Here is a 13102-nt window from a genome sequence, read left to right as displayed (position 1 = left end):
CTAGCGTTCTTCGCCTGGAAGGACCTCCTTGCCATCGAAGTAATCACGGGTTAACCGGAAGACGATCGGTGACAACAACGCCAAGGCGATCAGGTTGGGTATGGCCATCATGGCATTGAAGGTATCCGCCATCAGCCAGATGAAGCCAAGCTGGGCCATGGCACCGACTGGAATCGCCAGTACGAACAGCACGCGATAGAGCATGATCGAGCGCACGCCAAACAGGTATTCGAAACACTTCTCGCCATAGAACGACCAGCCAAGGATGGTCGTGAAGGCGAAGATCGCCAGAGCGATCGACACGATGTGGTTGCCGATACCCGGTAGTGCCGCCTCGAACGATAGGGCCGTCAGGGAGGCCCCGGCTTCACCGGTTTCCCAAACCGTTGAGGTAAGGATTACCAACGCGGTTATCGAGCAGACGATGATCGTATCGATAAACGTTCCCAGCATGGCGATCAAGCCCTGACGCACCGGGTTCTTGGTCTGGGCTGCTGCATGCGCGATCGGCGCACTACCAAGCCCCGCTTCGTTGGAGAAAATGCCGCGCGCGACACCGAAGCGAATGGCGGCCATGACTGCGGCCCCGGCAAAGCCACCCATGGCCGCATGGGGATTGAACGCATAGTAGAAGATCATGCCAAAGGCACTGCCGATTTCACTGGCATTGACGATCAGTACGACGATACCGGCTGCGACGTAAGCGATGCCCATGATCGGTACCAGCTTGCCTGCCACCTTGGCGATGCGTTTGATACCGCCCAGTATGACCGCGCCTGCCAGCACCATGATGACCACGCCGGTGATCCAGCTAGGCAGGCCAAACGATGCGTCCAGGGCGTCCGCCACCGAGTTCGACTGAACGGTATTACCGATACCGAACGCAGCAATGGCCCCGAAGAAAGCAAATGCGGCGCCCAACCAGGCCCATTTGCGCCCCAGTCCGTTACGGATGTAGAACATCGGGCCGCCAACATGATTACCGAGGTCATCCACTTCCCGGTAACGTACCGCCAAGACGGCTTCGGCAAACTTCGTGGCCATACCCACCAGCGCGGTGATCCACATCCAGAAGACGGCCCCCGGGCCACCCAGGGCAATCGCGGTGGCCACACCGGCGATATTCCCTGTACCTATCGTTGCCGAAAGCGCCGTCATCAACGCATTGAAAGGAGAGATTTCCCCCTCGCTCTCATCGCCCTTGGACGATACGCGCCCCTGAAACATGAGGCTGAAACCGACCCCCAACTTGCGAATCGGCATCAGCTTGAGCCCCAGCTGGAGATACAAGCCAACCCCCAGCAGCAATACCAGCATCAATGGTCCCCAAACCACGCCATTGATGGCGCTGAAGACCCCATTCAACGTTTCCATCGAGTATTCCCCTTCTTGTATGGCTTCTTGTTGTGCACGACCGTGCATGATGGATACCAGACCAGATGACCCGGTATGCGAAACCGCACTACGATAGCGGATTCCACCGATATTCCGCCACAGCTCCGCAGTTTCCTACCGGTTTTTGGTCTTGGGGTATTTTCCACGATTCATAGAGTGCTGTTACCCCCCGCCGGAGGGTGAAATTTGTTTCTTATAAGAAACAGCGCTACATTAGCGGCCTTGCGACGGCACTCAAGCCAGCGAACACGCCATGAACTCAGCATAGTCGGTCACGCCAGGTTGAGTTGAGCCCCATATCGCAAGGTAGAAAAGCACGGGGGACCGTTGCTGGACGAAGCCGGATAAAGCGGCCAACATGGTGAAGCGGTCAAGCAGTGACCCTCGGCTGGCAGCTCCGTTTGGTTATGGTGGCCTCGCCGTAGGGTCGGATGACAGTACGATTCGTACAGAAAACCATTTCGTATAGGAAAACGCGATGAGCAACCTTCCCGCGAACCTGAGATATACCGAAAGTCACGAGTGGGTCCTGGATAACGGTGACGGTACCGTTACGCTGGGTATCACCGACCATGCTCAGCAGGCCCTGGGTGATGTGGTGTTCGTCGAGCTTCCCGATGTCGGACGCACCTTGGAATCCGGTGGCGAACTGGGTGTCATCGAATCGGTCAAGGCTGCCTCGGACCTCTATGCCCCGTTGGCCGGTGAGATCGTCGAAGCCAACACTGCGCTGGAAGACGCCCCCGAAACGGTCAACGAATCGCCCTATGACAAGGGATGGATCGCCAAGCTGAAGCCCAGCAATATCGAGGCAATCAACGACCTTCTCGATGCCGACGCCTATGCCAAGGTAGCCGAGCAGGACGATTGAGGATCGATGCCCTTCCTCCGGCGAGTTCGTCTCGCCGGCTTCTCTGAACCCGTAGTCTATGTGAGCTTGACCGCTCCGACATATTCGCAGGTATCCCATGGCTCTCGATAACCGCCGCCTGGCCGACCTGACCGGCCACGATGCTTTCATTGCCCGTCACAACGGCCCGCGTGCCGACGATGTCGAGCATATGCTTCATACACTCGGTCTCGATTCGATCGATGCGTTGATCGAAAAAACGGTCCCGTCAGGTATCAGGCTCCAGCAGGAGCTTGGCCTCGATGCGCCTCGCTCCGAAGCCGAAGCGCTGGACTACCTCAAGCGTTTGGCGCGGCAGAACAAAGTATTCAAGACCTATATCGGCCAGGGGTACCATTCGACGCACTTGCCCGCGGTGATCCAGCGTAACGTGCTGGAAAATCCGGGCTGGTATACAGCCTATACGCCCTATCAGCCAGAGATTGCGCAAGGCCGCCTCGAAGGACTGCTCAACTTCCAGCAAATGGTCATGGACCTGACCGGCATGGAGCTGGCCAACGCCTCGCTGCTCGACGAAGCGACGGCGGCGGCCGAAGCCATGGCGCTGTGCAAGCGTGCCAACAAGCGGTCGAAGAGCGACGCCTTTTTCATCGCCAACGATATCCTGCCCCAGACACTCGATGTGGTACGCACGCGGGCCCACTACTTCGGTTTCGAGCTAATCATCGCTCCCGCGTCCGAACTGGCACGGCATGACGTCTTCGGGGCGTTATTACAGTATCCCGGGGAAAGCGGTCAGGTCCACGACCTCGCTCCCCTGCTGGCTGCCGCTTCCGAAAAAGGCATCATGACGTGCGTGGCCGCCGATATCATGAGCCTGGTATTACTCAAGGAACCGGGCCGCATGGGCGCTGACATCGTCGTTGGCAATACCCAGCGATTCGGGGTCCCCATGGGCTATGGCGGACCTCATGCCGCATTCTTCGCTACCACGGACAAGCTCAAGCGCTCTATACCCGGGCGCATCATTGGCGTCTCCAAGGACAGTCGCGGCGCACCCGCGCTGCGCATGGCCATGCAGACGCGCGAGCAACACATCCGTCGCGAGAAGGCCACCTCGAATATCTGTACAGCCCAGGCCCTGCTTGCCAATATCGCCGGGTTCTATGCGGTGTACCATGGTGCGGAGGGCTTGCGCACCATTGCCTCTCGCATCCATCGCCTGACGACGTTGCTCGCTGAAGGCCTGGCCCGCAAAGGGGTCCGTCTGGTCCATGACAGCTGGTTCGATACCCTGCGCCTGACCGGAATCGATGCCGGCAAGGTGCACGGCCGAGCCATGACCCACGAGATCAACCTGCGCTATTTCGACGGTGGCGATATCGGCGTCAGCCTGGATGAAACCACGACGGCGGCAGACTTGGCCGTATTGTTCGATGTCCTGATTGGCGAAGAACACGACTTGTCGATCGCCGCGCTGGACGAGGCGATTATTGCGCAGGACATTAGCGGCATTCCCTCGGACTGCCTGCGCGAAAGCGATTTCCTGACGCACCCCACCTTCAGGCGCTATCGCAGTGAAACCGAGATGCTGCGTTACTTGAAGCGCCTCGAGAACAAGGATCTTTCGCTGACGCATGCCATGATCCCGCTCGGATCGTGCACCATGAAGCTCAACGCGACCAGCGAGATGATTCCCATCACCTGGCCCGAGTTCGCCAATGTGCATCCTTTCGCACCGCAGGAGCAGGTGGCAGGCTATAAGCAGATGATCGGCGAATTGGCTGCATTCCTGGTTGAAATCACCGGGTATGAGCATATCTCCATGCAGCCCAACTCGGGGGCTCAGGGAGAGTACGCGGGCTTGGTGGCCATCCGTCGTTATCAGGCCGCGCAGGGTGAAGGGCACCGTGACATCTGCCTGATTCCCAGCTCTGCCCACGGTACCAACCCCGCGTCCGCTGCCATGGCGCAAATGAAGGTCGTCGTCGTGGAATGCGACAAGAACGGCAACATCGATATTGACGATCTACGCACCAAAGCCGAGCAGCACAGCGAGAACCTTTCGGCCATCATGCTCACCTACCCGTCGACACATGGCGTGTTCGAGGAAGCGATTCGCGAAGCGTGCGACATCGTCCATGCGCATGGCGGGCAGGTGTACATCGATGGGGCCAATATGAACGCGCAAGTCGGCCTGGCGCGCCCGGGCGATTTCGGAGGCGACGTTTCACACCTGAATCTGCACAAGACGTTCTGTATTCCTCATGGGGGTGGCGGCCCGGGCATGGGCCCGATCGGTGTCAAGTCGCATCTGGCGCCCTTCGTCTCGAACCATGTGGTCACTCCCATCGATGGGGTTCGACCGGAATGCGGTGCCGTGTCCGCGGCTGCTTTCGGCAGTGCCTCCATCCTTCCCATCTCCTGGGCCTATATCAAGATGATGGGGGCACGCGGGCTGCGTGAAGCAACGGAACTGGCCATCCTGAATGCCAACTACATCGCCCAGCGGCTCGATGGCCATTACCCCGTGCTCTACAAGGGAATCAACGGCACTGTCGCCCATGAGTGCATCATCGATATCCGCCCGCTGAAAACCACGTCAGGTATCTCGGAAGAAGATATCGCCAAGCGTTTGATGGATTACGGCTTCCATGCCCCGACCATGTCTTTCCCGGTGCCGGGCACGCTGATGATCGAGCCCACCGAATCCGAGTCGCGTTATGAAATAGATCGCTTCTGCGATGCCATGATCGGCATCCGTGAAGAAATCGCACGCGTGGAGAGCGGAGAGTGGCCTGCTGAAGACAACCCCCTGGTCAATGCCCCGCATACCATGGCCGACTTGATGGATGACGCCTGGTCGCGCCCGTATACACGGGAAACGGGGGCTTTCCCTTCAGCCGCTGCAAAGGCGGCCAAATACTGGCCCTCGGTCAACCGGGTCGACAATGTGTTCGGGGATCGGCAGGTAATATGCTCATGCCCAAGCATCGATGACTATCGCGACTGAGCGCAGTGACGAGCTTAGAACTGAAAATCCCGGCCATAGCCGGGATTTTCATATTGAGTCGGTGTAACTAACGTGGCGTTTCGCCAAGCGTTTCCAGCCCGGGCTCTTCCGCGTACCCGTACAAGGCATGCCGCCGGTGTTGGCGGAAGTCCTCCAATAGCTGAACGTAACGCCGAGGTAGGTCTACCCCGCGGGGGGTGACTATATGCAGCGTCTCATGCACGGGATGAGGCAGGGCAATTTCCTTGACCTGACGTTGCCAAGGCGAGGTTTCCAGCACCAGGCGGGAGATGACAGTAAAGCCCAAGCCGCGAGCGACGGCATCCAGCACCATGGAAACTTCATTGGTGTAGCCCTGCAAGGGGAAATGGCTCATGGACCTGAACTCACCGACGAAATTGGCACGCAACAACTGACTGGCATTATTGATGCCGTCGGAGTAGTTCATGAATCCCAGGCCCAGCAGGTCGTTGAGCGTGGTCCCGGTGAAATCGGCGGGTACCACCAGGCATAACGGTTCCTGGTGCCACGGGTCGTGATTCAATTCAGGGTGGCGGCTGACGTCGTTGACGATACCCAGGTCATAACGGCCCGCCAGGACGTCCTGGACGATCTCGTGATTGAAGGCAAAACTGTAGCTGACGGTCAGGCCCGGATACATCTGCTGATAGCCGAGAATGAACGGATAGAACATCAACCCCACACTACCCGGTGAGGCGATTCGACAGTCCCCCGAATCAAGCGAATCATTATCCAGGGAGTGACGAAAATGTTCATGCTCGGCAAATAGCTTGACCGCATACTCATAGGCACGCCGACCGGTCTCGGTGAGCGCGAACTTGCGCCCTTGCCGATTGAGCAGCGGCTTTTCCAGATACTGTTCGAGCTTGCGTATATGCTGGCTGACCCCTGGTTGGGTCATGTCCAGCCGCCGTGCGGTGTGCGTGAAGCTACCGGTCTCGACCAGTGTGATGAAAGTGCGAAAATACTGGGCGTTGAACATGGAGCATCAATCCACTCGTTGACCAGGTGACTTGCACGTACGCAAGCTACCGAGTTTAACAGGATTCAATCATTTACACAGCGCTGCCTAGCCCCGTGGGGACGTGATAGCATGCCTGAAACAGTGCCTGACGAAGGAATGTCGCTTTGCCAAGGAAAGTCGCCGTGCCCGAAACCATCTCGACCATACTCTCCCCCGAGGGAAGCCTCGAAGTCCTGTCGCAGCATGAAGTCAATCGTCTTCGAGACACTTCGGCCAAGGGTCTGCATGATCTACTGCGTCGATGTGCCCTGGCCGTGCTGAACTGTGGTACGCCTACCGATGACGGACGCCAGGTCATGGAGACATACCGCGATTTCGACATCGAGGTACTTCAGCAGGACCGCGGCATACGCCTCAAACTGACCCATGCCCCCGCCGAGGCCTTCGTCGATGGCAAGATGATCCGGGGGATCCGCGAGCTGCTCTCGGCCGTGCTACGGGATATCGTCTACGTCTACAACGAGATCCAGACCCAGCACCGCTTCGACCTGAATACCGGCGAAGGTACCACCAACGCGATCTTCCATATCCTGCGCAAGGCCGGTGCACTCAAGCCGTCTCGCGATCCCAGCCTGGTCGTGTGCTGGGGCGGTCACTCGATCAATCGCGAAGAGTACGAATATACCAAGGACGTCGGCTATCACCTGGGCCTGCGAGACATGGATATCTGCACCGGCTGCGGTCCTGGCGCCATGAAAGGCCCCATGAAAGGCGCCAACGTCGCCCACGCCAAGCAGCGACGCTATGGCGGTCGTTATCTGGGGATTTCCGAACCCGGCATCATCGCTGCGGAATCACCCAACCCGATCGTCAACGAACTGGTGATCATGCCTGATATCGAGAAGCGCCTGGAGGCCTTCGTACGTGTCGGGCATGGCATCATCGTCTTTCCCGGCGGGGTCGGTACGGCTGAGGAAATCCTCTACTTATTGGGTATTCTCCTGCATCCCGACAATCGTGACATGCCCTTCCCCGTCATATTCACCGGCCCTGCGAGTTCAGCAGATTATTTCAAGCGCATCGATGAATTCCTGGCGTATACCCTGGGCGATGAAGCGCGTAATCGCTATCGCATCATTATCGACGACCCGGCTGGGGTGGCACGCGCCATGCTCGAGGGGATCGATGAAGTCGCCGAGTTCCGCCGTGCGCATCAAGACGCGTTCTACTACAACTGGCGACTGAACATCCAGCGAGACTTCCAGGAACCGTTCGAAGCCAACCATCAGGCCATGGCCGGCCTGGCTTTGCATCGCGACCAACCGGTACATACACTCGCAGCGAATTTGCGCCGTGCGTTCTCGGGGATCGTCGCGGGTAACGTCAAGGAAGCCGGGATCAAGGCGATCGAAGCCGAAGGCCCCTTCCGCTTGCATGCAGAAGCCGAATTGATGACCCGGCTCGACGACCTGCTCAATTCGTTCGTGGCCCAGGGCCGGATGAAATTGCCGGGGAGTGCCTATGTCCCCTGCTATACCCTGACCTGATCGACGTGTCGATATCGGTCTGAGCATGCAACATCGGCGGCCCATGGGCCGCCGATGTTTGTGCTACCTGCTAAGCCAATAACGGATAAAGCGACGACACACTGCTCACCTAACGTCTGGTACCGGCTTCCAACGCATGGCAATGACGTGAAGCAACAAGCCGGCCGCTGCACCATGAGACACAATACGTGGCCAAGCCTCGCCAGTTGTTGTAACGAGGTGCCACAATGCCATCACTCCTCCCCCAGCGAGCAAGGCAAGCAGTAACCGGCGCAGCAGCGGCTTGAGCCGTGAGACTTCACGCTCCGAAAGCATTCGCCAGTGCACGATACTGACAGCAGCCAGTACGACAATAGCCATCACGATCAGCGATAACCGTGTATCGTGCCCTTCCGCCAGATAACGAGGCACGGTCAACAACATGGTCGCTACCAGCCCCAGCATCACGCTGAGCCGTTCAGCGGTTGGCTGCATCCCCATCATGTATGGCTGAGATTCTCTTCGGCGATCCAGGCTTCCACCCAGGGCAATGCCGCATCGTCTGCCATGAAGGTTTCCATGGCATCGATCTCGAGGCGCTCCCCCAGCCGCTTGGCGCCATGGTCCTCCAACAGCGCATCCAGCTTGCGACCTGCGCCACAGAACGTCTCCCCATACGAGCTATCGCCCATGGCGATCATTCCATAGCGCAACTCGGCCAGTGATGGGCCTTTCTCACTGATGGCGCGGGTCAGGGGCACGATGTTACCCGGGTAGTCTCCACTTCCTGTCGTCGAACAGCAGAAGAGGGTCAGATCAGGCAAGGGAGAGGTCAAGTCGTCAAGCGTGGGCTGGTCGTAGATGTGCACGGCGTACCCAGCTTGCTCGAAGAGAGGCTTCACTTGTTCTGCGACGTCGAGCGCGCCACCGTACATGGTACCGACAAATATCTTGAGCGTTGGCATGATCAGTATTGGCTGGGGAATTTTCGTGATGTTAACACAGTCACCTGCGTGCTCACATTCGCTCAGCTGCCACCGACCGCGCTGCAGTCGACCACCATCCTCGCTATACTCCCCCTTTTTGTGTCTGGAGCGATCATGCGCGAAACTTTCGAAGCTTGGATCACCCCTGTCATGATCGGCGGCTTGATCTTGTTCATGTGTTTCATCATCTGGGATCTGGCACGTCGATCGAATGCGGGAAAGTTCGGCACGGCGATGCTATTCGTGGTGCTTGGTGCCGGCATGCTGGGGTACGTGTTCAAGGTCGTGGTGACCTACCTCATGGAGAAAGGCGTTTGAGGTCTCTGGCCCCTACAGCAGGCTAGTGATGCGTACTTTACTGCTAACTCAAGAGGCGCCCAAATGGGCGCCTCTTGAGGTTTGAAGGCTTGGCTTGAACCGCTGAACCAGGCAGGAGTCAGGGCTCGAGGGGCCCATCGAATTCCTCGACACGCCCCTTGAGCTTCTGGCCCGGACGAAACGTCACCACCCGACGGGCAGAAATGGGGATCTCTTCACCCGTCTTGGGGTTACGACCGGGCCGCTCACGCTTATCCCTCAGGTCGAAGTTACCGAACCCCGAGAGCTTGACCTGCTCGTTCTCGCGAAGACATCCGCGTATCTCCTCGAAGAACGTCTCCACCATCGACTTGGCCTCTCGCTTCGAAAGGCCCAGTTCAATATGAAGATGCTCGGCAAGCTCCGCCTTGGTCAACGCACCCATGCTCATGCCCTCGTTGATCGTCGCCTGTCTGGAAACCTGATTTAGCTTCGCAGCCGAGCGCCGAAGCGCTGTCCCGACTCGGTGACGATTGCATCGACTAACTGGTTGATTTCATCGTCATTAAGCGTGCGCGATGGATGCTGCCAGGTCAAGCCCAGTGCAAGACTCTTATCGCCCTCTTCAACGCCTTTTCCGCGATAGACGTCAAACAGGCGCAACTCGGTGAGCCATTCACCCGCATGAGAGCGAATACTATCGAGTAGATGCTGCACCGGAAGCGAATCGTCGACCAGCAATGCCAGGTCGCGACGCACCTCGGGATAGCGAGACAAGGCCGAGAACGCCGGTAGCTTACCCTGGACCAGGTAATCCAGCCGAACTTCGAACAGCACGGCGTCGACCTTGAGCCCCAACTCGGCACGCACCGCCGGATGCAGCGTGCCGATCCATCCGGCTTCCTCTCCGTCATGAAGCACACGCGCCGTCTGCCCAGGATGCAGCGCACTATGGCGACCGGGCTCGAACCGCCAGGCATCGGCGTTGCCACCAAGGGCAAATAGCGTTTCGAGATCGCCCTTTACGTCGTAGAAGTCGACCGACTCACGGCTTCCAGCCCAGCCCTCCGGCTCGCGAGGGCCACATGCCAGGCCACCCAGCATGCCCGTCTGAGTGAGCGAGTCGAGCTCTCCATTGAAGACCAACCCCGTCTCGAACAGGCGCACACGGCTCTGCTGTCGATTGAGATTATGCTCCAGTGCCTTGATCAATCCCGGGAAGAGGCTGGCGCGCATGACGGCCATATCGCTGGAGATAGGATTGGCAAGACGCGGTGACACGGCATCGGGCATTAGCAAGCGCTGGAGCTCAGGCGACACGAAGCTATAGCTGATCGCTTCCTGATATCCACGTGCAACCATCTGGCCACGCAGACGCGCCTGGGGCTGACGACGCTCGTCGTCCGCCCTGAGGGCCAGGCGAGCTGACGGCCGCCTGACAGGAAGGCGGTTGTATCCATGGATACGTGCCAGCTCCTCGATCAGGTCTTCCTCGATGGAAATATCAAAACGCCAGCTCGGCGCATCGACCGTCCAGCCCTCCGGGGCCGTCGTGACAGCCATCCCGAGCCGCTCGAGAATATCGACGACAAGGGACGATTCGAAAGGCATGCCTAGTGCCTGCTCCAGCCGGGCACTACGCAATGTGACCTGTCGCGGCGCCGGCATGTGGGCCTGGCTGGTCACGTCGAGGATGGGGCCCGCTTCCCCACCGGTAATCTCACGCAACAGGGCAGTGGCTCGTTCGACGGCGACTGCCGTCAGGGCTGGATCTACCCCCCGCTCGAATCGATGCGAGGCATCGGTATGCAAGCCGTAGGCGCGCGCCTGTCCCGCCACCGCCAAGGGTGTAAAAAAGGCGGATTCAAGGAAGATGTCGCGCGTGGTAGCTGTAACACCCGAGTGTTCGCCGCCCATGATGCCGGCAATCGCGAGTGGGCCTCGGCTGTCGGCGATAACCAGGGTCGAATCGCGTAGCGCGATGTCCTGGCCATCGAGCAAGGTCAAGCGCTCGCCAGCGCGCGCCAGTCGCACCTCGATGCCTTGCGACAGGTTGGCCAGATCGAACGCATGCATTGGCTGGCCCAGCTCGAGCATGACGTAATTGGTGACATCCACCACGGGGTCGATACTGCGAATACCGCTACGACGCAACCGCTCGACCATCCAGAGCGGGGTTTCCACCGTGACGTCGACCCCCTTGATGACACGGCCGACATAGCGCGGACAGCGCTCGGGATCACTGACGTTGATCTCGAATCGTGTCTCGTGAGTCACCGATTGGGGTTCGATCGCCGGCCCCTGGACGGCCAAACGATTGAGGACGCCAACTTCACGAGCGAGGCCCTTGAGGCTCAGGCAGTCACCACGATTGGGGGTCAGGTCCACTTCGATGGTCGTGTCTTCGAGCCCCATCCAGGCACGAAAGTCTTCCCCCACCGGCGCGGTAGCCGGCAATTCGAGAATACCGGCCGATGTGCCTTCCTCCAGCCCGAGCTCCGAGGCCGAGCAGATCATGCCGCGAGACTCCTGACCACGCAGCTTGGCGCGCTTGATCTTGAAATCGCCGGGCAGGACAGCGCCAACCCTCGCAAAGGGCACTTTCTGCCCTTCAGCGACGTTGGGGGCACCACAAACGACCTGAACGACCTCCCCACTACCGTCATCGACTTCGCAGACACTGAGCTTGTCGGCGTCGGGATGCTGTACCTTGCGGCGTACATGGCCCACCACCACGCCAGAGAAACTCTCTGCAACGGGCTCGACGGCATCGACCTCGAGCCCGGCCATGGTGACCTGGTCGGCCAGTTCCTGGGGCGTCAGTTGCGGCGAGACCCATTCGCGCAACCACTGCTCTGAAAATTTCATGTGTGTTCCTGTGTTCTGTGTGGGTCGATGCGATCAGGCAAACTGACGCAGGAAGCGCAGGTCATTCTCGAAGAACAAACGAAGATCGTTGACCCCGTAACGCAGCATGGCCAATCGTTCGGCACCCATGCCAAACGCGAACCCTTTGTATCGCTCGGTATCGATCCCCGAATGGCGGAACACCTCGGGATGCACCATGCCGCAGCCCATGACTTCGAGCCAACCGCTGTGCGAGCACACACGGCACCCTTCGCCTTGGCACATCACGCACTGGATATCGACCTCGGCGGATGGCTCGGTAAACGGGAAATAGGAAGGCCGAAAGCGTACCGACAATTCATCACGCTCGAAGAACGCCTTGAGGAAGTCCTCGATGGTCCCCTTGAGGTCTGCAAAACTGACATCCTCATCGACCAACAGACCCTCCACCTGATGGAACATCGGTGTATGGGTCAGATCCGAGTCACTGCGATAGACACGTCCCGGGCAGACGATGCGAATCGGCGGCTCCACCGACTTCATCGTGCGCACCTGTACCGGCGACGTGTGGGTACGCAACAGCCGCGTGGCATCGAAGTAGAAGGTGTCGGCCATGCCGCGTGCAGGATGCTGCGCAGGAATGTTGAGGGCTTCGAAATTGTGGTAGTCGTCCTCGATTTCAGGACCCACCGCCACATCGAAGCCGATGCGCGTGAATAACCCTTCGATACGCTCCAGAGTTCGCGTGACAGGATGCAAGCCGCCATTGGACTGGCCCCGGCCCGGCAAGGTGACGTCAAGTGTCTCAGCCGCGAGCCGAGCATCGAGTGCGGCTTTTTCCAGTACCTGCTTGCGGTTGTCGAGCTCCTGCCCCAGGGTTTGCTTGGCCTGGTTGATACGCTCACCCGCCGCCGGCCTCTCGTCCGCCGGCAACTTGCCCAAGCCTTTCAGCAATGCGGTGATTTCGCCTTTCTTACCGAGATAGCGAACCCGCACCTCATCTAGCGCTTGCCGATCCTCGGCAGATTCGATGGCGGAACGCGCCTCGTCGACCAACGTGGATAGATCGTCCATCCGTTCTGCTCCAACACGTTTCGATCGACGCCGGGCCGTCAAAACGGATCAAAAAAATAGGGGGAAGAGCGGCTGCTCTTCCCCCTGCGAGGTCATGAGCCCTTTGCCCGAATCAGGACGCAGGGTTCA

At 59.1% G+C, this 13102-nt stretch carries 11 protein-coding genes; 4 read left to right on the top strand and 7 right to left on the bottom strand.

All coding sequences use genetic code 11. From position 1 onward, the window contains the following. Positions 1–1374, bottom strand: coding sequence for an alanine/glycine:cation symporter family protein (locus JH15_RS00340; protein WP_043525894.1), 1374 nt, complete (start codon positions 1372–1374; stop codon positions 1–3). Between the two features lie 499 nt (positions 1375–1873). Here JH15_RS00340 and gcvH point away from each other — a divergent pair, with 499 nt between their 5' ends. Beyond that, the gene (gene gcvH / locus JH15_RS00335) at positions 1874–2266 is read left to right on the top strand and encodes a glycine cleavage system protein GcvH (protein ID WP_043525893.1); all 393 of its coding nucleotides are present in this window, start codon (positions 1874–1876) and stop codon (positions 2264–2266) included. Positions 2267–2363: 97 nt separating this feature from the next. Continuing rightward, positions 2364–5258: an aminomethyl-transferring glycine dehydrogenase gene (gene gcvP / locus JH15_RS00330; RefSeq protein WP_043525892.1), complete on the top strand. Its 2895-nt coding sequence runs from the start codon at positions 2364–2366 to the stop codon at positions 5256–5258. 67 nt (positions 5259–5325) lie between these two features. Here gcvP and JH15_RS00325 read toward each other — a convergent pair whose 3' ends face one another. Further along, positions 5326–6261: a LysR family transcriptional regulator gene (locus tag JH15_RS00325; protein WP_043525891.1), complete on the bottom strand. Its 936-nt coding sequence runs from the start codon at positions 6259–6261 to the stop codon at positions 5326–5328. 164 nt (positions 6262–6425) lie between these two features. Between JH15_RS00325 and ppnN the strand changes: the two genes are divergently transcribed. Beyond that, complete coding sequence (ppnN, locus tag JH15_RS00320; RefSeq protein ID WP_043525890.1) at positions 6426–7790, top strand: nucleotide 5'-monophosphate nucleosidase PpnN; 1365 nt, start codon at positions 6426–6428, stop codon at positions 7788–7790. Positions 7791–7895: 105 nt separating this feature from the next. On the opposite strand, the gene JH15_RS00315 is transcribed toward ppnN, so the two are convergent. After that, positions 7896–8264, bottom strand: a complete 369-nt coding sequence (locus JH15_RS00315) for a hypothetical protein (RefSeq protein WP_231566349.1) — start codon at positions 8262–8264, stop codon at positions 7896–7898. A 5-nt stretch (positions 8265–8269) separates the two neighbouring features. After that, a complete protein-coding gene (locus JH15_RS00310) occupies positions 8270–8734 on the bottom strand; it encodes a flavodoxin (protein ID WP_043525887.1) in 465 nt (154 codons plus the stop codon). A gap of 135 nt (positions 8735–8869) precedes the next feature. Between JH15_RS00310 and JH15_RS00305 the strand changes: the two genes are divergently transcribed. Then, positions 8870–9073: a DUF2788 domain-containing protein gene (locus JH15_RS00305; RefSeq protein WP_043525885.1), complete on the top strand. Its 204-nt coding sequence runs from the start codon at positions 8870–8872 to the stop codon at positions 9071–9073. A gap of 118 nt (positions 9074–9191) precedes the next feature. Here the strand turns inward: JH15_RS00305 and ihfA are convergent, their stop codons facing one another. Genes ihfA through pheS form a run of 3 tightly spaced genes read right to left on the bottom strand, consistent with a single transcriptional unit; the run spans position 9192 to position 12973 of the window. Beyond that, complete coding sequence (ihfA, locus tag JH15_RS00300) at positions 9192–9497, bottom strand: integration host factor subunit alpha (protein ID WP_043525883.1); 306 nt, start codon at positions 9495–9497, stop codon at positions 9192–9194. Positions 9498–9538: 41 nt separating this feature from the next. Continuing rightward, the gene (pheT, locus tag JH15_RS00295) at positions 9539–11920 is read right to left on the bottom strand and encodes a phenylalanine--tRNA ligase subunit beta (RefSeq protein ID WP_043525880.1); all 2382 of its coding nucleotides are present in this window, start codon (positions 11918–11920) and stop codon (positions 9539–9541) included. A 33-nt stretch (positions 11921–11953) separates the two neighbouring features. Continuing rightward, on the bottom strand, positions 11954–12973 hold the full coding sequence (gene pheS, locus JH15_RS00290; RefSeq protein ID WP_043525878.1) for a phenylalanine--tRNA ligase subunit alpha: 1020 nt from the start codon (positions 12971–12973) through the stop codon (positions 11954–11956). Positions 12974–13102: the final 129 nt, after the last annotated feature.

It is taken from the genome of Litchfieldella xinjiangensis (assembly GCF_000759345.1).
In the GTDB taxonomy this organism is placed as follows: Bacteria; Pseudomonadota; Gammaproteobacteria; order Pseudomonadales; family Halomonadaceae; genus Litchfieldella_A; species Litchfieldella_A xinjiangensis.
This window is presented reverse-complemented; position numbering and strand designations above follow the sequence as displayed.